The 20,298-nt window shown below is 63.6% G+C and carries 19 protein-coding genes and 2 tRNA genes; 13 read left to right on the top strand and 8 right to left on the bottom strand.

The window, feature by feature from the left end; all coding sequences use genetic code 11:
* Positions 1-9: 9 nt before the first annotated feature.
* The 3 genes from F3J17_RS13760 (at position 10) to F3J17_RS13770 (ending at position 1,086) form a co-directional block, all read left to right on the top strand.
* Positions 10-83 (top strand) — tRNA-Cys (locus F3J17_RS13760).
* 132 nt (positions 84-215) lie between these two features.
* The gene (locus F3J17_RS13765; RefSeq protein WP_167059048.1) at positions 216-488 is read left to right on the top strand and encodes a DUF2164 domain-containing protein; all 273 of its coding nucleotides are present in this window, start codon (positions 216-218) and stop codon (positions 486-488) included.
* Between the two features lie 85 nt (positions 489-573).
* The gene (locus tag F3J17_RS13770; protein ID WP_167059051.1) at positions 574-1,086 is read left to right on the top strand and encodes a GNAT family N-acetyltransferase; all 513 of its coding nucleotides are present in this window, start codon (positions 574-576) and stop codon (positions 1,084-1,086) included.
* Between the two features lie 6 nt (positions 1,087-1,092).
* On the opposite strand, the gene F3J17_RS13775 is transcribed toward F3J17_RS13770, so the two are convergent.
* Genes F3J17_RS13775 through F3J17_RS13785 form a run of 3 tightly spaced genes read right to left on the bottom strand, consistent with a single transcriptional unit; the run spans position 1,093 to position 3,150 of the window.
* Positions 1,093-1,962 (bottom strand): cytochrome c oxidase assembly protein, encoded by an 870-nt coding sequence (locus F3J17_RS13775; RefSeq protein ID WP_167059053.1) that lies wholly within the window; start codon positions 1,960-1,962, stop codon positions 1,093-1,095.
* Between the two features lie 53 nt (positions 1,963-2,015).
* Positions 2,016-2,471, bottom strand: a complete 456-nt coding sequence (locus F3J17_RS13780; protein ID WP_167059056.1) for a copper chaperone PCu(A)C — start codon at positions 2,469-2,471, stop codon at positions 2,016-2,018.
* A 37-nt stretch (positions 2,472-2,508) separates the two neighbouring features.
* Positions 2,509-3,150 carry an SCO family protein gene (locus tag F3J17_RS13785; RefSeq protein ID WP_240160970.1) on the bottom strand — a complete coding sequence of 214 codons (642 nt, stop codon included), beginning with the start codon at positions 3,148-3,150 and terminating at the stop codon, positions 2,509-2,511.
* Between the two features lie 322 nt (positions 3,151-3,472).
* On the opposite strand from F3J17_RS13785, the gene otsB reads away from it, so the two are divergent.
* Positions 3,473-4,231, top strand: a complete 759-nt coding sequence (gene otsB, locus F3J17_RS13790) for a trehalose-phosphatase (protein ID WP_167059073.1) — start codon at positions 3,473-3,475, stop codon at positions 4,229-4,231.
* 133 nt (positions 4,232-4,364) lie between these two features.
* Entirely contained in the window at positions 4,365-5,759 is a 1,395-nt protein-coding gene (gene otsA, locus F3J17_RS13795; protein ID WP_167059076.1) for an alpha,alpha-trehalose-phosphate synthase (UDP-forming), read from the top strand.
* 122 nt (positions 5,760-5,881) lie between these two features.
* On the opposite strand, the gene F3J17_RS13800 is transcribed toward otsA, so the two are convergent.
* Complete coding sequence (locus tag F3J17_RS13800) at positions 5,882-7,717, bottom strand: ABC transporter ATP-binding protein (RefSeq protein ID WP_167059078.1); 1,836 nt, start codon at positions 7,715-7,717, stop codon at positions 5,882-5,884.
* 736 nt (positions 7,718-8,453) lie between these two features.
* Here F3J17_RS13800 and F3J17_RS13805 point away from each other — a divergent pair.
* The 5 genes from F3J17_RS13805 to F3J17_RS13825 all read left to right on the top strand — a co-directional run bounded on the left by F3J17_RS13805 (position 8,454) and on the right by F3J17_RS13825 (position 13,111).
* The gene (locus F3J17_RS13805) at positions 8,454-9,518 is read left to right on the top strand and encodes a glycosyltransferase family 4 protein (RefSeq protein ID WP_167059081.1); all 1,065 of its coding nucleotides are present in this window, start codon (positions 8,454-8,456) and stop codon (positions 9,516-9,518) included.
* 283 nt (positions 9,519-9,801) lie between these two features.
* Positions 9,802-10,698, top strand: a complete 897-nt coding sequence (locus tag F3J17_RS13810; RefSeq protein WP_167059084.1) for a hypothetical protein — start codon at positions 9,802-9,804, stop codon at positions 10,696-10,698.
* A gap of 123 nt (positions 10,699-10,821) precedes the next feature.
* Complete coding sequence (locus tag F3J17_RS13815) at positions 10,822-11,286, top strand: DUF2214 family protein (RefSeq protein WP_167059087.1); 465 nt, start codon at positions 10,822-10,824, stop codon at positions 11,284-11,286.
* Positions 11,287-11,655: 369 nt separating this feature from the next.
* Complete coding sequence (locus F3J17_RS36250; protein ID WP_240160971.1) at positions 11,656-12,624, top strand: hypothetical protein; 969 nt, start codon at positions 11,656-11,658, stop codon at positions 12,622-12,624.
* 1 nt (position 12,625) lies between these two features.
* Complete coding sequence (locus tag F3J17_RS13825; RefSeq protein ID WP_167059090.1) at positions 12,626-13,111, top strand: hypothetical protein; 486 nt, start codon at positions 12,626-12,628, stop codon at positions 13,109-13,111.
* 443 nt (positions 13,112-13,554) lie between these two features.
* On the opposite strand, the gene F3J17_RS13830 is transcribed toward F3J17_RS13825, so the two are convergent.
* From F3J17_RS13830 to F3J17_RS13845, 4 genes are all read right to left on the bottom strand, one after another.
* Positions 13,555-13,629: transfer RNA gene (locus F3J17_RS13830), tRNA-Val, on the bottom strand.
* A gap of 49 nt (positions 13,630-13,678) precedes the next feature.
* The gene (gene dnaQ / locus F3J17_RS13835) at positions 13,679-14,425 is read right to left on the bottom strand and encodes a DNA polymerase III subunit epsilon (protein ID WP_167059093.1); all 747 of its coding nucleotides are present in this window, start codon (positions 14,423-14,425) and stop codon (positions 13,679-13,681) included.
* 73 nt (positions 14,426-14,498) lie between these two features.
* Positions 14,499-14,948 (bottom strand): ribonuclease HI, encoded by a 450-nt coding sequence (gene rnhA, locus F3J17_RS13840; RefSeq protein ID WP_167059096.1) that lies wholly within the window; start codon positions 14,946-14,948, stop codon positions 14,499-14,501.
* The gene (locus tag F3J17_RS13845; protein WP_167059098.1) at positions 14,945-15,766 is read right to left on the bottom strand and encodes a class I SAM-dependent methyltransferase; all 822 of its coding nucleotides are present in this window, start codon (positions 15,764-15,766) and stop codon (positions 14,945-14,947) included. Before F3J17_RS13845 ends, rnhA begins: the two co-directional genes overlap by 4 nt.
* A gap of 20 nt (positions 15,767-15,786) precedes the next feature.
* Here F3J17_RS13845 and gloB point away from each other — a divergent pair, with 20 nt between their 5' ends.
* The 3 genes from gloB (at position 15,787) to carA (ending at position 20,185) form a co-directional block, all read left to right on the top strand.
* Positions 15,787-16,638 (top strand): hydroxyacylglutathione hydrolase, encoded by an 852-nt coding sequence (gloB, locus tag F3J17_RS13850; protein WP_167059101.1) that lies wholly within the window; start codon positions 15,787-15,789, stop codon positions 16,636-16,638.
* 153 nt (positions 16,639-16,791) lie between these two features.
* Positions 16,792-18,447, top strand: a complete 1,656-nt coding sequence (locus F3J17_RS13855; protein ID WP_167059104.1) for a transglycosylase SLT domain-containing protein — start codon at positions 16,792-16,794, stop codon at positions 18,445-18,447.
* Between the two features lie 601 nt (positions 18,448-19,048).
* Positions 19,049-20,185: a glutamine-hydrolyzing carbamoyl-phosphate synthase small subunit gene (carA, locus tag F3J17_RS13860; protein ID WP_167059107.1), complete on the top strand. Its 1,137-nt coding sequence runs from the start codon at positions 19,049-19,051 to the stop codon at positions 20,183-20,185.
* Positions 20,186-20,298 lie beyond the last annotated feature (113 nt).

Below are 20,298 nucleotides of genomic sequence, written 5' to 3' on the forward strand. Positions count from 1 at the left end.
CCCGCTTCTGGCGCGATAGCAAAGCGGTTATGCAGCGGCCTGCAAAGCCGTTTAGGCCGGTTCGACTCCGGCTCGCGCCTCCAGGTAAGACAAGAAAAGCCACCTTCGGGTGGCTTTTCTTTTTTCCGCGGCGGATTGTGCTGCCATGCCTCGCGGGTTCCACGCGTCGTGCTTGCAGGCACAATATCCGGACCCTCCTCCTCCGGACGCTCCTCATGCCCATCGAACTTCCCGAAGACGAACGCACGGCTGCGATCGCCTCGATCCAGCGCTACTTCGAAGCCAACATGGAAAAGCCGATCGGCAACATCGCGGCGGGCGGCTTGCTGGCTTTCTTTCTCGAAGAGATTGGGCCGGCCGTGTACAACCGCGCGATTGCCGAGGCGCAGGAGCGCATGCAGGCCCGCATCGTCGAGCTTGATATCGATCTGCACGAAGAGCCGTTCCAGTATTGGCGCAAGTTCGAAACGTCGCGTCGGCGCAAGTGATGCACGCTGTAGCCGTTCGGCGGGGTTCAAGCGCTCCACGCTGCAAGGCATAATCAGCCTTTCAGCAAGCTTTGACGGATATCAAATGACTGCGCAGTCCACCGCCGTGCCTTCCGCTACTTCGCCCGCTTTGCCGACGGCGCAACTCGACTGGCAGTGGAGCGCCTTCGACGCCCTCAACGCACATGATGTCTACGCCATGCTCGAACTGCGCTCGGCCGTGTTCGTGGTGGAGCAGAACTGCGTGTATGGCGATATCGACGGTCTCGATGCCGACGCGTGGCATCTGTTCGCCTGGGGCGAGCGCGATGGCGTGCGCAAGCTGGCGGGCTATCTGCGCGTGCTCTTGCCCGATGCGAACGATGCCGATGTGCGCATCGGCCGCGTGGTGACATCGCCGGCGTTTCGCGGCATCAAGCTTGGCAATGGCCTGCTCGAACGCGCAATCGGCCACATCGCCCAGCAGTGGCCCGGCGTACCGATGCGCCTGCATGCCCAGGCGCATCTTCAGAAGTTCTACGGTGCGTTCGGCTTCAAGCCGGTCTCGGATATCCACGACGAAGACGGCATCCCGCACGTCTGGATGCGATCGGAATAACGCGTCTCAACCGTGCTGCGCGGCCCCCGAAGCGCCATGCGGCGCGCGTGCGGGCCGCTCGCGTTTGAGGCGTCCGCGCGCCGATAGCCGCATCCAGTGGCGCAGCGCGATCAGCGCGCCGATCACGCTCATCATCGACCCCGGAATCCACAGCAAGAGCCCGCCGATCTGCTGGTCGCGCATGGGCGAGAGCCAGGTGAAGGCGCGTCCGCAGATCGAATAGACCGGATAAAGCTCGCGCGGCGTGAAAAAGATGAACGCGCCCAGAATGATCTGCGGCGGGATCGCAGCGATCACCACCAGCACGCGCTTGCCGGGCGCAAGGCGCGCGGGCGGCGCAGGCCGCGGATCGAGCACGAGCCACCAGAACAGCAGCCCGTCGATCACCATGCTCCAGTTCATGACGCGATAGAGCCGCCAGTCGAGCATCGCGATGAAATGGATCGGCGAGAGCAGCCAGAAGTAGATCAGCCCCACGAATAGCGTCACGGCCACCACCGGATGCATGACGATATCGAGCACGATGCGCACTGGCCGTGCGGCAAGCGCGGGCCGCACGAAGCGCTGCCGCCACGCGAACGGGATGCCGGCGCGCAACGCCGCGCCCGGATAGGCGAGCGCGATAAAGAACGGACCGAGGTGATGCAGCACGAGGTGCTGCGCGCGGTGCATGAAGAACTCGTGCTCGAAGAAGTAATCGAGCCGCGTATGCAGCGCGACGTAGAGCGCGCCGAGTCCGAACCAGAACGAAATCTGCCGGGCCAGCGAGACCCGCGCATGACGTTTGCCGCGCGCGAAAAGTATCGCCGCCACGGCAATAGCGATGACGACCGTCGGCGACGGTTCCCAGGGATCGAGCCAGTAGAGCGGGTTCATCGCGGGGTTATCTCGGGATCATCTCGGGTTCTTCGCGGGTTTCGTCTCGACATTCACTGCTGCGACGGTGGCTTGACCGCGAACGGTGTATCGAGCGTCGCGCCGTCCGAGAACTTCAGCTTGATGTGCACGGTGTCGCCTGGCGCGACCTTGTGCTTCGCATGTTCGAGCATCAGGTGATATCCGCCGGGTGCGATTGCGAGCGTGCCGTGCGCGGGAACGGTCGCCTTGTGCACCAGCACCATCTGTTGCGTCGATCCGTTCGACACGGTCTGATGCAGCATCGCCATGCCGTAGTCGTCGCTCGATACATCGACGAGGTCGACATTCTGGTCGCTATCGTTGCGGATCGTGACGTAGCCCGCGGCTGGCAGGTCGTTCGGCAACCAGCGCACCCACGCGTTCTGCGTGCTGAGCGCCGCGCCCGCCGCCTGCGCTGGGTGCATCCACGCAGCCAATGTGCAGGCGAGGGCGAACGTGACTGCGAAGGGTTTCAGTTTCATCGACATGGCAGTTCCTGTGGCAATTCCTGTGGCAGTGGGGCGATCAGGCCGGAGCGTCGATCACGCGGCGCACGTCGTGCGCGATGGCGTCGGGCGTATCCTTGTCGGTGGCGAGCAGGCGCGCGCGGCCCTGCGCATCGAACACGTAGACCGCCGAGCTATGCGTGACTTCGTAGCTGCCGTCCGGGTCGCGCTTTTCCATCTGATAGGCCACGCGATAGCGCCTGGCCAGCGATTCCACCTGCGCGTCGCTGCCCGTGAGCCCGAGTGCGTGCTGCGCATCGAACGCGTCCACGTAGGCATGCAGCGCCGCAGGGGTGTCGCGCGCCGGATCGACGCTGATGAACAGAATGCGGACGTGCTGCGCGTCGGGGCCGAGTTTTGCTAGCACCTGCATCAGGCGCGCCATCGTTTCAGGACAGACATCCGGGCAATGCGTGTAGCCGAAATAGACCAGCGTGGTCTCGCCGCGCAGATCCCTGGCGCTCATGGGCTGGCCGTTGTCGGCGGTGAGCGCGAAGTCCAGATCGGGGAGATGGCCGCTGACGTTCGTAAGCTGCCAGGGCGCGCCAGGCTGCGAGCAGGCGGCAAGGAGCAGGGAACCCGCAAGCGCCACGCCAGCACCCGTGCGGCGTACCAGACGAATCAAACGCAGGGCGGGCAACACAGCGAAGGCGGAATGCAAGAGTGTCTCGGCGGCTCGATTGGGGTTCTGCGCAGGGGCGGCTGGCTGCGGCATGTCGATGGACTGTAGCAAAATTGACAGTTCGCGGTCGCAGGCAGGCTGTTATGGCCGGGTTTCGTGCCACGGCGCGTAGCGATGCCATGCTGGAACATTGGCGTCGAAAACGCCGCCAAATCGCCCGAAACACGGCTCAAAGCGGCCTGTGAGGCCCGTTTTCTCGAAAATTGAAGTGATGCGCGGTAAGATGCGCTCACTTTGCCCGGCAGGCATCAACCCGCCGGACGCTTACCCGGCCTGTGCGCCGAGGGACGAAACGAACGCGATGCAACAACCTCCGCACCATCCTTCGCAAGACCTTCCGGTTGAATTGCCGTTCGACAGGACGGCGTTTTTCTTCGATTTCGACGGCACGCTCGTCGACCTGGCGCCCACGCCCGACGGCGTGCTGGTGCAGCCCGACATGCTGGCGTTGCTCGCTGCGCTGCGGCGCGCGACGCACGGCGCGGTGGCAATCGTCTCGGGACGCGGCATCGACAGTATCGACACTTTTCTCGGCATGCCGGATCTGCCGATCGCGGGCCTGCATGGCGCGGAACGCCGCGACGCCAATGGCGACACCCAACGAGTTGGCTTCAACGACGAGCGTTTGCTGCACATGGAGCAGGTGCTCGCGGAAGTGGTGCGCACCCATCCCGGCATGCTGCTGGAGATCAAGGGCGCCGCGCTCGCGCTGCACTACCGCAACGCGCCGGAGCACGAAGCGACCGCACGCGCGGCCACTGAGAAGCTCGCCGCCGAATTTGCCGCGGCCTACGTGCTGCAGCCCGGCAAGATGGTCTACGAGATCAAGCCGAAGGACGTCGACAAGGGCCGCGCGCTGCGCGCTTTCCTGAACGAGCCGCCTTTCGCGGGCCGCACGCCGGTATTTGCCGGCGACGATCTCACCGACGAAAAAGGCTTCGCCGTGGTCAACGAAATGGGCGGCCTGTCGATCAAGGTCGGCGGCGGTGAGACCATTGCGAAAACGCGTGTCGATTCGGTCCAGGCACTGCTTGCATGGCTTGCGTCGCTGCGCGCCTGATGGTGGCACTTCTGGCGGCACTTCAGGCGGCACTTCAGGCGGCACGTCTGGCCGCAACCCCGATTTTCGCGCCCGTGACCGCACTGCCGGCACGGGCACGCTCTGTTTCACCCCAGCACGGAACCTGTAACTCATGAGCCGACTCATCATCGTGTCGAACCGGGTCGCGCCGATCTCCGAAGGCGGCCCGGCCGCCGGCGGTCTCGCGGTCGGCGTGTACGACGCGCTCAAGGAAACCGGCGGCATGTGGTTCGGCTGGAGCGGCGACGTGCTCTCCTCGGGCCAGCCGCAGATCCAGCTCGAAGAGCGCGGCCCGGTCACCTTTGCGACCATCGGCCTGCTGCGCCGCGATTACGACCAGTACTACCGCGGTTTTTCGAACGCCACGCTGTGGCCCGCGTTCCACTATCGCGCCGATCTGCTCCAGTACGACCGCCACGAATACGAAGGCTATTGCCGCGTGAATGCGTGGCTCGCGCAGCAACTCGTGCCGCTGCTGCAGGACGACGACGTCATCTGGGTCCACGACTATCACCTGATTCCGTTCGCCCAGGCGCTGCGCGCGGCGGGCGTGAAGAACCGCATCGGCTTCTTCCTGCACATTCCGTTTCCGGCTTCGCAGGTGTTGCTGGCGGTGCCGCCGCATCGCGAACTGGTGGATGCGCTGTGTTCGTTCGACCTGCTCGGTTTCCAGACCAAGCCGGACGTGCGCGCATTCTGCGATTACATCGTCAACGAGGCGGGCGGTACGGTCGAAAAATGCGAGGACGGGCGCACGCGCATCAGCGCTTTCGGCAAGACGCTGTACGCGAACGACTATCCGATCGGCGTCTATCCCGACGAAGTCGCGGAACTGGCCAAGGCCGGCGAGCGCGGCAAGCCGGTGCGCACGCTCAAGTCCACGCTGCATGGCCGCAAGGTCATCATGAGCGTGGACCGGCTCGATTACTCGAAGGGTCTGGTCGAGCGTTTTCGCGCCTTCGAACGCCTGCTTGAGCATTCGACCGCGCAACGCAACAAGGTCTCCTTCGTGCAGATCGCGCCGCCCACGCGCGCCGATCTGCATGCCTACCAGGACATCCGCCTGCGGCTGGAAGCGGAGTCGGGCCGCATCAACGGCCGCTTCGCCGAACTCGACTGGACGCCGATCTGGTACATCCATCGCCAGTACGAGCGGGCGGTGCTGGCGGCGCTGTTCCGCGCCTCGCACGTGGGCTATGTCACGCCGCTGCGCGACGGCATGAACCTGGTAGCGAAGGAGTACGTGTCCGCGCAGGATCCGGAGAACCCGGGCGTGCTGGTGCTCTCGCGTTTCGCGGGGGCGGCGCAGGAGTTGTCGGGCGCGCTGATCGTCAATCCGCTCGACATCGACGGCATGGCCGATGCGCTGGCCACGGCGCTGGCGATGCCGCTCGCGGAACGGCTCGCGCGCTACAACGACATGATGGTGCAACTGCGCGAGAACAACGTCTCGGTGTGGCGCGACCGTTTCATGCGCGATCTGACGGGGCTGACCGCATCCGCCTGAAGCGCCCGCCGCGCCAGGCAGGAAAAGAAAAAGCCGCTTCGAATCGAAGCGGCTTTTTTACGTCTGCGTGCCGTAGAGTGGAAAACGGGAGGCGAAAACGTGAGGCGAAAGCGGCGCGTGCGTCAGGCGACGTGTTTCTCGTCGCTTTTCTTGTTGCCCAGATGCAGCGTCGAGTGCTTGCCGTACTGCTTGGCGAGCAGATCGCGGTAGAGGCCCGGACGGTTGCGCAGTTCTTCCGGGCTGCCGTCGTCGATCACCTTGCCCGCGCTCATCACGATGATGCGGTCGAAGTTGTTCAGCGTCGACAGGCGGTGCGCGATGGCGATCACGGTGCGGCCCACCATCAGCCGGTCGAGCGCCTGCTGGATCGCTTCTTCCGAAGCGCTGTCGAGCGCCGAGGTGGCTTCGTCGAGCAGCAGGATCGGCGAGTTCTTGAGAATCGCGCGCGCGATCGCGATGCGCTGGCGCTGGCCGCCGGAGAGCTTCACGCCGCGGTCGCCCACGATCGTGTCATAGCCTTCCGGCATCGCTTCGATGAAGTCGGCACAGCGCGCCTCGCGGGCGGCTGCCATGACTTCCTCGCGGCTTGCCTCGGGACGGCCGTAGGCGATGTTCTCGTAGATCGAGCGGTGCAGCAGCGAAATATCCTGCGGCACCAGCGCAATCGCGTGGCGCAGGCTGTCCTGCGTGACGTGGGCGATGTCCTGCCCGTCGATCTTGATGGCGCCGCCCTGGGTCTCGTAGAAGCGCTGCAGCAGCGCGAGCACGGTGGTTTTGCCCGCGCCCGACTTGCCGATCAGGCCGACGCGCTGGCCCGCCTTGATGTTCAGGTCGAAGTGATCGAGGATCGGCTTGCGGTGCGGATAGGCGAACGTCACGCCTTCGAAATCCACGCGGCCGCCTTGCGCGACCAGTTCGGTCGCGTCGTTGCGGTCGGGCATGCCATGCGGCTCCAGCAGCGTCTGCACCGCTTCGGACAGACGCGCGACGTGCTGCGTCACGTCCACCAGCGCCACGGCGAGGTCGCGCGTGCCGTGCAGGATCGTGAAGCCGAGCGAGCTCACCAGCACGATGTCGCCCGAAGTGACCTTGCCTTCGCTCCACAGCCACAGCGCCCAGCCGAGCAGACCGGCCGACAGCATCGCCGTGATGACGGCGTGCAGCAGGCGCAGCTTTTCCAGATAGAGCAGGCTCTGGCGGCGCGCGTCGAGTTCGGCCTTGACGGTCGAGCCGAAACGCTTCTGCTCGCGGAACGTCATGCCGAAGGCGCGCACCAGCGCCATATTGCCGATCACGTCGACGAGCTCGCCGTCCACCGCCGCCGCTTTCGAGGCGAACGTGTGGTGGCGTGCCGAGCCGCGGCCGGCCAGCTTGAAGAGAATCACCGACAGAATCGCCGAGCACAGCAGCAGGCCGCCGGCCATCAGCGGGTTCACCGCGATGATCATGACGATGGCGCCTGCCACGGCGATACAGGGAGGCAGCACGTTCCACGCCGTGGTGTTCTCGGCGGTATAGACGGCGTTCGAAGTCGCAGTGATCCGGCTGGCCAGCGTGCCGGGCTGCTTCTCCGCGTAATAGGTGGGTGAGTGGCCGCTCAGATACTGGAAAAGGTCGCGCCTCAGGTCACCGGTCACGGCAACGAAAGTGTGCGCGGCAAACCAGCCGCCGACGCGCCAGAGCAGGTTGTCGGCGGCAATCAGGCCGACGAGGATGGCGAACGCAGTCCACAACGGGCCGGGATGGTGGCGTCCCGCGCCGAGCACGTCGATCAGATGCTTGATCGCGTACTGCGAGGCGAGTGCGCAGCCAACGGCCGCAAAAACGCTGGCGAGCACCACGGCATGAGCGAATGGGTGGCGCTTGATGTAGCGGAAAAGGAACGCGAGCGGATGCCGCGCATAGCTCGCGAGCTTTGCGTTGTGGGCGTTACGCTGGGCGATGGTCAGATGTTCCAATTGATCGGTGGTCGGTCTGACGGAGCTACGTCCGTGCAAGGTAGTAAAAGAAGAGGAAAGGCGCCAGCGGCAAACCTTGGTGGATCCCCGCATTGTAAACACGCGTGGCGCATGACGCATCGCTTGTGCCCGGCGGGAGGCGAATCTTATCGCGAGCGGGCGATGCAACGTGTTCCAGCGTGTTCATTCCCAACCGCGTTGTGGCGCCTGATGCTCAACAGGTTTTCAGGGCGCTTTTGAGGATACAATTACGGATTGCATTCAGGATTGCCGTGTGCTTGTCGATCTGACACTTTGTCCTGGTGCTTCCGCTGTTGCAATCCGGGTCGGAACGTGGCCGTGATAACGGCGCGTCTGCGGGAAAACGTACCCCCAATTTAGAACTGTCTTTGAAAACAGTGGGTTGAGGAGTGTTTCCGGTTTGTAACAACGTAAAGACTTTGAAATGTTCTAGCCGGTCATGGGTGCAAACCCGGATAATGCCGTCTCGAATAGCGTAGGGAATTTGACAGCTTGCATGTCAACGACCGCGAACCCTGCGCGTTTACCGCCTGAGCCGCCGCATGTGTCTTTCCACACTGAACAACTGCGTCGGATTCTGTGTGCCGGGCTGCCGGCGCGGTTAGCGGTATGGAACGCCTGGTGAGGCGCGCGGCAAGGATGCCGCAGCACGCAAGGTCGATTGTCAAATTTGTAGCACTTAGCCCGATTTATTACGAGGAAGGAGTTCACCACTATGCGAATCGCTCAAATCGCTCCGTTGCACGAGGCGGTTCCTCCCAAGCTCTACGGCGGCACGGAACGGGTGGTCTCCTACCTGACCGAAGCGCTGGTCGAACAGGGTCACGACGTCACGCTGTTCGCAAGCGGCGATTCGATCACCTCGGCAAAGCTCGAAGCGTTCTGGCCGCAGGCTCTGCGTCTGGACCCGACGATCCGCGACGTGATGGCTCCGCACATGCTGCTGCTCGAAGAAGTCCGCCGCCGCGCCGACGAATTCGACGTGCTGCATTTCCACATCGATTACTACCCGTTCTCGCTGTTCCAGCGTCAGGAAGTGCCGTTCGTCACCACGATGCACGGCCGTCTCGACCTGCCGGAACTGCAGCCGATCTTCAACGCGTTCAGCGACGTGCCGGTCGTCTCGATTTCGGACAACCAGCGCCTGCCGCTGCAGCAAGCCAACTGGCAGCAGACCGTCTACCACGGCCTGCCGGAAGACGTGCTCACGCCGATCCCCAACGTCGAACCGGGCTACCTCGCTTTCCTCGGCCGCGTGTCGCCGGAGAAGGGTCTTGACCGCGCGATCCGCATCGCCGGCCAGGCAGGCATGAAGCTCAAGGTCGCCGCCAAGATCGACAAGGCCGACCGCGCCTACTACGAAGAAGTCATCAAGCCGCTGATGGCGCTGCCGCACGTCGAGTACATCGGCGAAATCGGCGAAGCTGAAAAGCGTGAGTTCCTCGGCAACGCGCACGCCCTGGTGTTCCCGATCGACTGGCCGGAGCCCTTCGGTCTCGTCATGATCGAAGCCATGGCCTGCGGTACGCCGGTGATCGCGTTCAAGCGCGGCTCGGTGCCGGAAGTCATCGAAAACGGCGTGTCGGGTTTCGTCGTCGAAGACGAAATCAGCGCGGTCGCCGCGCTCAAGCGTCTGTCGACGCTGCCGCGCGAGAAGGTCCGCGCCGCGTTCGAAGCACGTTTCTCGTCGAAGGTGATGGCACGCAACTACGTCGCCGTGTACGAAGAAATGCTGCGCCAGAAGCGCCGCACTGTGCTGCGCGAAGTCAACGCCAGCTAAGTCGTCTGTCCCTGGGCGCGCCCACGCGCGTCCAGCGTCACACCAACGCCCCCGTGCCCGCGCACTGGGGCGTTGTCGTATCTGCGCTACCTCAGAACGGGTTCGATGCGCGGCGCGTCGTCTGCGCCCGCAAGCATGAGGAGCGCGGGCAATGTCCCTATAATGGCCGTTCCGCGCAATTCGCGGCTAGCTCATGAAATCAGCGCAAGACCACAGCGACAGCTTTGCATGGGACCCGAGCAGGGGGCTGAAGCCCCAACTCGGCCCGACACAGGAGAAAGTTTTGGCGAGAACCCGACCCACGCGCGCCGCCACCGTTCCCGGTGCCGGGACGCTGTTCGCGCTGCGCGCGATCGGGCTGATCATTCTCGCGCGCTGGCTGCACTCGATGGGGGAAATGAGTCACTTCCTCACCGCGCTGGAGGCGATGGCGTCGTCGCCGGTCGCGTGCCTCAATATCGTCTTTCTGTTTCTGCTGATCGTGCTGCCCGGGGCGAAAGCGCGCGTCGAGCGGCCGTTCCATCCGCTGCCGCAATGGCTGCGCCAGGCGCTGCGATTCTTCGGGCTGCTCGGGTGCCTGTTCGCGCTCTGGTCGATTGGCGCGTTCGTGTGGTTCGCCGGCTGGCGCAGCGCGGTGCATGCGGTCGCCCAGACCAATGGCTGGCTGGTGGTTGCGCCCGCGCTCTATGCGGCGGTCGTGTGGATCTGCCGCCCGCGCGCACTCTGGCGCACCAATATCGCGGCTCGGCGTTTTGCGATTGGCCGCTATGCGGTGTCGATCGATGCGGCTACGCGCACGACCATCGTCTGGCTGGAAAGCCGCAAGCTCGGGCAATACGATGCGCGCGAGTTGTCGGTGCGCTGGCCGCAGGGCGCACAAAGCCAGGCGGCGGCGAGTCCTGTCGCCACGGCGCCGGTCGTGCCGCCCAATGCCGAACCCGTTGCCGATGCAACCGCAAGCGCTACATCGTCTGCTCCCGGCACGAGTCTCGTTCCCGTTACGCCGGCACGTGCGCAAGCGCACACGCAGACTCGCGAACGCCGTCCGAAAATCGAATTGCTGTGGGATTCGCCGGCGGCGGCCGGGCACAACCGGCAAACCGTATTCCGCGTGCGTCTTGCGACCGTGAACGATCGTGAGGCTGCCCGGGCGCTCGATAACGCCTTGAGCCAGGCGTAAAGCGTGATACCCGGTCGGGTTGCCATCGACCGGGGCTTCAAGAATTCAGGCTGCACCGCTTCACGAGTTTGCATTGCGCTGCGCGCATGCTTGCCGATCCCGTCGTCCACCGAAGGAGTCGCGATGCTCATACGCTGGTTGCTTGCCGCCATCCACCTGCTGGCCTTCGGCTTCGCGCTCGCCTCGATCCTGCGGCGCACGCGCGGGCTGCGCCGCTGTACCTCTACCGAAGACCTGCCGCTGATCTTTCGCGCCGACAACGGTTGGGGCGGGTCGGCCGTCGTGCTGATCCTGACCGGCGCGGCGCGCGCGTTTGGCGGCTTCGAGAAGGGCGCTGATTACTATCTGCACGAACCGCTCTTTCACGTGAAGATGGCCGCGCTCGTGCTGATCCTGGTGCTGGAAATCGCGCCGATGCGAGCGCTGGTTCGCTGGCGCTCGGCGGTGAGCCGCGGCGATGTGCCGGATCTGACGTCCGCGCCGAAGTACGCGCGCATCGGCATCTGGCAGACGGTGCTGGTCGTGGTGATGGTGTTCGCGGCGACGGGTATGGCGCGCGGGATTGGGGTGGAGACGGTGGGAGAGTGACGCGTCGGCAGTGCGCGCGTGCGTGTTGTGCCTTGCGCGAACCGTAATGAAAAAAGGTACTTCGTCCAAACTGCTGCCAGCAAAGCGTGGTTAGTGGATGAGCGCAGCATGCTCCCAGACATGCCCCCACTTTGAATTGATACCCCTTGGCGGGTCAGCCCGAATTCTCGCCAGAACCTGAGAAACCTGAACGTTCCTCCAGCCTTGAAAACGCGGTTCCGCCGTTGCTGGCGTCGCAGCGGCCCCAGTTCCCGCAAAACCTTAACCGCTCATTCACCCGGCATCTAATCGCGAAACGTGGGTTTACCGCAAGGTGCGCAGTGGGGCCGCGTGCTAGGTATACCCGCCTCAAATCGAGCCGGAGGAAAAATGTCATTACCCGATTGGGGGCATTCATACCACGCGCTTTATGTGCCGCTAACGAGCGACTGGCAATGCGCGCTAATGCTGGCGCGTGACGTGGAGGAACCTTCCTCATGGTGGCAGTTGACTTACGATCAGCGCGAGCAGAAGCGAAAGGCCCGGGAAAAGCAGATTGACCAAGACCGGAGGGATTTTCTAGAGCTATTCCGGGTGAGCTTGCGCAAGCGGGATGCGCTATTCGACCCGGATTTTCCCTCCTATGTCGATTTCATCCGAAACACCCTGCGCGCCTCACTCTGGGACATACCCGTTAACGGCGATGGCGTGGTGCGCGTGCTGTGTGCGGCCGTGCGCGATGGTCGAATCGTTCCCGTTATCCATCGCGCGTGGCGGGGTAGCCGGCGGGTCGCTCGTTCCTACGCACCACAAAGCTGGCCGAAGCGTGCGCCGGACCCGAAACCGGTCGTCTACAGTGTGCGAAATGGCGAGTTCGTACCGCTCAACCCGGACGGGACGTTTGTCGATTACGCGCCATACGTACCGCTCAAGAACAAGGTGATCGCGGGGGCGAGCAGCGCCTCCAGCGGATTTGATTGGCCAGGTGCAGCCGAAACGGCGGCGGACGCGGAGCTCGGTGGGGATGTCGACCCGGACGGCGATGATACGAGCGCCTATGGCGTGCTCGAATCGGATTTCGTCAGCAGTACGGCCTACGACTCAGCGCCACTTGGCGATGCACAGCCGTTCGACTATCAGCCCGAGATGCCGGGTGGCGATGCTGAAGAACTGGCGGCTGGCGATGGGCGGCCAGGGAACAACCAGGCGCAAAACAAGCAATTTCGGGCGGTGGTAAAGGCCCTCGGCTTGAATCAGGATCAGGCCAGGCAGCTCCACGACGACATACAGGATGACGACGAGATGGATTACCACGGACTCATGGACCGCGCACAAGACCTGTTTGGCGGGAGCGATTGAAATGGATGATATGCAAGAACAGATCGCGCAACGCCTGTCCGCTCTCGTCGGGCTCAACCTTAGCGCTGCGGGGCGCGCGGCCGATATGCTGACGCTTCAGTTTGGACCGCTCCGGGACGTCACAACGAGGCGGGGAACGATCAAGCGCGTAGGCGTGTGGTCGTTGCATATTCAATGCGGATGGAAAGTCGAGCGCAGCGGCGCGACTTTCGCTTCGTCGCCGGACTTTGCTGTTTCGGAAAGCAACACTCGCGTCACGCTTGAACGGATACGAGAGCTTGTTGCCAACCGCGGTCCATTCACGGTCAATCGCATCAGCGTCGGTGACAACGCTAACGTGACCGTGTTCATGTCGGAGAATCTGCGCCTCGTTATTTGCACTGACGCGGACCCAGACGATGAAGACTGGCGTTTCTTCGAATCGAGTTCCAGCGGAAAGCACTTCGTGATTCAGGGCGGCAAGATAGACCCCTGGTCTCTATCGTGACGACAGATCGAAAGCGGGTACGTTTGGACGGTGAGCGGGGGGTATCGTCCAGCAATACGGCCGCAAGGACAAGAAAGCGATGCGGGCGCTGCTTCCGAACGAGCTTCCCGACCTACTGTCTGGCGATGGCGACGAGGTTACGCCGTCAGCGGTGGACGTCGTGGCAATTCCTTCCAGTGTTTGGGAGTTGCCGAAAATTGGACCGACGCGTGGACCCTTCGGCACTTATAAGTCAGGCGTTTGCGCAAACAATCCAAGCGGCGCTCTCGACCAGGACAGCGCAACATTCGCATTGCCCCTCAGTTTTCGTAGCGGGCGGCTCGTACGAAAAATTCGGGCTCCGGGCCTCCTGCCGAAAACAGGCGCGTAAATGAAAAAAGCCCCGTTGCTTGCGCAACGGGGCTTTTTATCTTCGGTGCTTGTCTTTACCAACACCAGAATCCTGGTGGGTAGTACTGGGATCGAACCAGTGACCCCTGCCGTGTGAAGGCAGTGCTCTACCGCTGAGCTAACCACCCGAAGAGATTGAAATTATGCCGGGCATTTTCAATCTTGTAAAGCCCTTTTTTAAGTATTTTGCGTAGTCTCTGCAAAATCTTCTGCGGGCATCGGCTGGGTACGCCAGACCGAGGTTCCCTTGACCGCTTTATCGAGTCCGTCGAGCAGCGCTTCGTGCGCACTCAACTCGTCGACGCTTGCAGCAATCACGGGGAGCGAGAGTGTATCGAATTTCACGCGCGGTGTGGAGACTTCGCCCGCGGTTTCGGTGGCGCTCGACATATCGATCACGAGGCTTTCCTGGCCGCGCGTCATCGCGAGGTAGACCTCGGCGAGCAGTTCCGAGTCGAGCAGTGCGCCGTGCAGCGTGCGGTGCGCGTTGCTGATGCCGAAGCGGTCGCACAGCGCGTCGAGCGAATTGCGCTTGCCCGGGAACATCTGCTTGGCCTGCACCAGCGTGTCGATCACTTCGCCGCAATGCTTGAGCAGGCCAGGCTTGCCGAGCAGCCCGAGTTCGGCGTCGAGAAAGCCGATGTCGAACGGCGCGTTGTGAATGATGAGGTCCGCGCCGGCGATGAAGTCGAGGATCTCGTTGGCGACTTCGGCGAACTTCGGTTTATCCGAAAGAAATTCGGTGGTAAGGCCGTGGACCGCGAGCGCGCCCGGATCGCTGTCGCGTTCCGGGTTCACGTAGAAGTGCAGGTTGTTGCCGGTAAGGCGGCGGTTCAGCAGTTCGACGCAGCCGATTTCAATGATGCGGTCACCCGTGCGGGGATTCAGGCCGGTGGTTTCGGTGTCGAGGATGATCTGGCGCATGGCGTGTATCAGGTGTATCGGGCGTGATGCTGTAAAGCGTGATTCTTCAGGAAGCGCGGACGATGCGTCCGGCTCAGCGTTCGTTGAGCGTGGCGACGCCGCGGTTTGCGAGCGCGTCGGCGCGTTCGTTCTCGGGGTGACCGGCGTGGCCCTTGACCCAGCGCCATTCCACCTCGTGCTGCGCGACGAGCGCGTCCAGGCGCTTCCACAGATCGTCGTTCTTGACCGGCGTTTTCGCGGCCGTCATCCAGTTTTTCTTCTTCCAGCCGTGAATCCACTCGCTGATGCCTTTCTGCACGTATTGCGAGTCGGTGTGCACGATCACCTTGCAAGGGCGCTTCAACGCTTCGAGCGCGGCGATCACGCCCATCAGTTCCATGCGGTTATTGGTCGTGCCTTGCTCGCCGCCGAACAGTTCTTTTTCCTGCGCGCCAAAGCGCAGCAGCGCGCCCCAACCGCCTGGGCCGGGATTGCCCTTGCAGGCGCCGTCGGAGAAGATTTCGACGAAATCGGGTGTGCTCATGAGTCCTTGTTGCGTGTAGGGGAGGGGGTGGTGGCGGCGGCCTTCAGGCTCGGCGCCAGCACGGGTTTCTTGACCTTCAGCGGCCCGACGAGGCGCATGCCGCGCACGCGCTTGATCGCCGTCACCATATAGACCGCGCCGAAGATCGCCCACCAGCGGTCGCCGGCGGCCTCCATGAATTCATAACGGCCCAGCCACTTATCGGTGGAAAGTGGCGGGCGGTAGCAGCCAAAACGGCCGCGTTCCAGCTCGAAACCGAGCAGCTTGATCCAGTCCTTCAGGCGCGTGAACGCGATCAGATCCTGGCGCGCGGGCAGGAACGGATGCCCCGTGAGCTTGCCCGCCGATTGCCGCGCGCCCCACAGCGACAGCGAATTGAAGCCGACGATCACGAGCTGCCCTTCGGGCATCAGCACGCGCTCGGCTTCGCGCAACAGGCGATGCGGGTCGCTCGTGAATTCGAGCGTGTGCGGCATCACGATCAGATCGACGCTCTGCGCTTCGAATGGCAGATCGAGGTAGTCGCACCAGACCGCGCTACGGCCATCCGGCGTATGCAGCGCGGGCGCGCGTGGCGGTTCGGCGCTGGGCACGGTAAAAGGCGCGCTGGCCGCACTGGCGGAATCGAGCACCAGGCCGCGATACGTCATGCGGTTCTCGCGCAACGCGTCGAGCTGCGGCAGGCCGAGCTGCAGCGCATGGTAGCCGAAGACGTTCGACACCATGCGGTCGAGCTGCTCCTGCTCCCAGCCGAGCACATACCTTCCAGCCGGCGAAGCGGTCCAGGCGGGCCAGTCTATAATCGTTCGGTCAGACATGTCGAAGAATACGTCGCCCCATGAAGAGTCCGCTTGAGCAGGCCAGCCACGCCACCGCAGTGGCCGCCGCACTCGAATACGTACCGGTTCCGGCTTTCGAAGATAACTACATCTGGGTCGTGTCGGACGGCCGCAATGCCATGGCCGTCGATCCGGGCGACGCCGCGCCGGTTCGCGCCTATCTGGCGAAGCGGGGCTGGCGGCTCGCCGCTATTTTACTCACCCATCACCACAACGACCATGTCGGCGGGGTCGCGGATCTCCTTTCGGACGAACGCGTGCCTGTATACGGTCCGGTCGGCGAGGTGCTTGGCGCGGCCGATGCCTTCGTCACACGGGTCTCGGGTGGCGATGCGGTGCATCTGGACGCGCCCGCGCTCGATTTCAAGGTAATGGACGTGCCGGGCCACACGCGCGGCCATATCGCTTATTTTCAGGACGCGGATAGTATCGGCACGCATGGCACGCCGCACCTGTTCTGCGGCGACACGCTGTTCGCCTGCGGCTGCGGTCGCCTGTTCGAAGGCACGCCTGCGCAGATGCTGGCGTCGCTCGACTCGTTTGCGGCGCTGCCGGGCGCAACCCAGGTGCACTGTGCGCACGAGTACACGCTCTCGAATATCCGCTTTGCGCTCGCCTGCGATCCCGGCAACGCGGCGCTCCACGACTGGAGCCAGAAAGCGGCCGAACTGCGCGAACGCGGCGTGCCAACCTTGCCGACCACGATCGCGCACGAGCGTGCGGTGAATCCCTTCCTGCGCGCCGACGACCCGGCGGTGCAGGCAAATCTCGCTGAAGCCTTGCACGAATCGGTGCCGGACCGGCTGACCGCTTTCACGCTGATGCGCGAGTGGAAAAACAGGTTCCGCTAACCCACCAGCGCGCGTGGGTATGCTCAACCCAAACGTATGGAACGTGATCCAAGCTGCGGATTTGCATGGTTTTTTTCCAATTAATCCGATTGACGGAAACGTGTGCGTTACGTACTATCGGCTGCAAATTCCAGCCATTGCAAGTTGACGTTCATGCGATTTATCCTAAGCGCGCTGCTGGTCCTGATGCTCGCCGCCTGTGCGAGCGGGGGACCGAACGCGAATTCAGCCAGTTCCCTTTCTCCCGCCGATCCGCAGGCCCGCGCCGACGCCATCCGCAAGACCTCCGCCGCGAAAGAAACGATTAACGTCGATCAAGGTTCGGTCGATCAGCTCACGAGCCCGGACGCCGACCTCTGGGGCCGCATCCGTCGCGGTTTCCAGATGCCCGATCTGCAAAGCGATCTCGTCGATATGAATGCGCAGTGGTATGCGCAGCGTCCCGACTACGTCGCGCGCATGACCGAGCGCTCGCAAAAATATCTGTACCACATCGTCGAAGAGCTCGAAGCGCGCCATATGCCGACCGAACTGGCGCTGCTGCCGTTCATCGAATCGGCGTATAACCCGCAGGCGCTGTCGGTGGCGAAGGCCGCGGGCATGTGGCAGTTCGTGCCGGGCACGGGCAAGACCTACAACCTCAAGCAGAACATGTGGCAGGACGAGCGCCGTGACGTGCTGGCCTCGACCAGCGCCGCGCTCGATTACCTTTCGCGCCTGCACGACATGTTCGGCGACTGGTATCTGGCGCTCGCCGCATACAACTGGGGCGAAGGCAATGTGCAGCGCGCCATCGCGCGCAACCAGGCCGCCGGTCTGCCGACCGACTACCAGAGCCTGCGCATGCCTAACGAGACGCGTAACTACGTGCCCAAGCTGCAGGCGGTCAAAAACATCGTGATGAACCCGCAGCAGTACGGTCTGACGCTGCCGAGCATCCCGAACCACCCGTATTTCGTCACCGTCACCACCTCGCACGATATCGACGTGGACGTCGCCGCGAAGCTCGCGAACATGACGCCCGACGAATTCCGCACGCTCAATCCGTCGTTCAAGAAGCCCGTGATCCTGGGCGCGACCGATCCGCAGATCCTGCTGCCGTTCGACAACGCCAGCGCGTTCGAGCGCAACCTGAAGTCGTATTCGGGCAACCTGTCGTCGTGGACGGTGTACACCACCGACGCGCGCGCCACGCCCGCGGCCATCGCGCAGAAGATCGGCGTGGACGCTGACACGCTCATGTCGGTCAACAAGATTCCGGCGGGCATGCGCCTGAAGCCGGGCTCGACGCTCGTGGTGCCGCGCACCGACGACGCCGACGACGAAGACATCAGCGCAGACGTGGCCGAAAGCGCGGTGCTGGCCATGGAGCCGGACGTGCCCGACACGCGCAAGATGCTGATCCGCGTGCGCCGCAAGCAGTCGATGGATATGGTCGCCAGCCGCTATGGCGTCTCGGTCGGCCAGCTCAAGGCCTGGAACAAGACGCGCCGCGACGCCGTGGCGCCGGGTCAGGTGCTCGTGCTGCACGTGCCGGTCGGCAAGGCGATGCCGAGCGAGCCGGGGCCGGAACGCCTTGCGACCAATGTCGGCGGCGGCGGTGTGGAACGCATCGGTACGCGCGTCGCGGAGTCGGGGTCGAAGTCGCGCTATGATAAGAAACACGGTCGCGCGCGCACGGAAGTCGTCAAGGTTTCCGAGCCGGTCAAGGAAAAGTCCTCCAGCGCAGCGCCCAGCAAGGCGTCGAAGGGTGCGGCAAGCCGCCCGAAGGCCGAAACCCACACGCAGAAGCACAAGTCGTCCAAATAGCGGCTGGCTGAGGGTGCTCAGCCATGTGTTGCGGGGGCAACGCATGGCGGTTTCGCTCCGATCACTTAGGCTATTCCTACGCCGTCATCCCGCCGGATGACGGCGTTTTCATTGGTGCGCGCGAAGGAGCAGGGCGTCGGAGCGGGGCTGGCTGTCCCCAAATTGCCGCGCTACGGCACGGTTGAAGGACGTCTATAGTGAATGTCGCGTCGACGGCAGTTTGCCGCCCCGTTGCCGGCATATTTCACACGGTTGTCATCTCGAAATTTGGCGGTATAGGTGTTTTCACGCTATAATTTCAAGGTTTGAGCTTATCAACCCGCACCCTAGCGCCTACCTCCCCCCATCCGTTCATCCGCCGCCCGCGCTTTCTTGTTTAAGGCTGGCTGCCGCCCGATCGAGCGTCACAAACGCTTCATTCTGGCAGGCGCCCGACGCAGTCACCTGCGAGCCCCGCGACACGGAATAGCCGCGCAAGGTGCGAGCCGCGCGCGCATCCCATCATGCCGATGAAGATGCCGACGCCGCAGCCGCGCCCAGGTCGCAAGATCGCAACGTCGGACAACAGGTCGGCACAGGGTGCTCCCCCAAGGAGTCTCCCGTGTTGCCGTCTTTCTCTCCCGCTCTGCTCGCGCTCGCCGACGGCACGGTCTTTCGTGGTTACTCGATCGGCGCCCCGGGTCATACGATCGGTGAAGTCGTGTTCAATACGGCCATCACCGGTTATCAGGAAATCCTGACTGACCCGAGCTACTCCCGCCAGATCGTCACCCTCACGTATCCGCATATCGGCAACGTCGGCGTCAACGCCGAAGACGTCGAAGCCACGAAAGTCCATGCCGCCGGTCTGATCATCCGCGACCTGCCTGTGCTCGCCTCGAACTTCCGCATGGAGCGCACGCTCGACCAGTACCTGAAGGACGAAGGCGTGGTCGCCATCGCCGGCATCGATACGCGCAAGCTCACGCGTATCCTGCGCGACAAGGGTGCGCAAGCCGGCGCAATCCTCGCTGGTTCCGACGACGAAGCCAAGGCCATCGAACTCGCACGCTCGTTCCCGGGCCTCGCGGGCATGGACCTGGCGAAAGTCGTGTCGACCGACACGGCCTACCCGTGGAACACCACGGAATGGCGTCTGGGCGAAGGCTACCGCACGCAATCGGCGCCGAAGTACAAGGTCGTCGCATTCGACTACGGCGTGAAGCAGAACATCCTGCGCATGCTGGCCGAACGCGGTTGCGACGTCACGGTGCTGCCGGCGCAATCGACGGCTGAAGACGCGCTCGCGCTCAACCCGGATGGCGTGTTCCTCTCGAACGGCCCTGGCGACCCGGAACCGTGCGACTACGCCATCAAGGCGGCGCAGGCCTTCATCGAACGCGGCATCCCCACGTTCGGCATCTGCCTGGGTCACCAGATCATGGGTCTCGCCGTCGGCGCGAAAACGCTGAAGATGAAGACCGGTCACCACGGCGCGAACCACCCGGTCAAGGATCTGACCGATGGCCGCGTGGTCATCACCTCGCAGAACCACGGCTTCGCGGTGGACGCCGCCACGCTGCCCGCGAACGCACGCGTCACGCACGTGTCGCTGTTCGACGGCACGCTGCAAGGGTTCGAATTGACCGACAAGCCGGCATTCTGCTTCCAGGGTCACCCGGAAGCGTCGCCCGGCCCGCAGGACATCGGCTATCTGTTCGATCGCTTCACGGCGCTGATGGACAAGGCCAAGGCGTAAGCGTCAACCGACGAACGCGCCAGAAAGCACGAGCAGAGCAGGGTGCGCAGCGAGCCGTAGGCACCACATACGGCCCACGCGCGCACCAGGGCGGCAGGTCAGCACGACAGCCA

This window comes from Burkholderia sp. Ax-1719, from assembly GCF_011753055.1.
Lineage (GTDB): Bacteria > Pseudomonadota > Gammaproteobacteria > Burkholderiales > Burkholderiaceae > Paraburkholderia.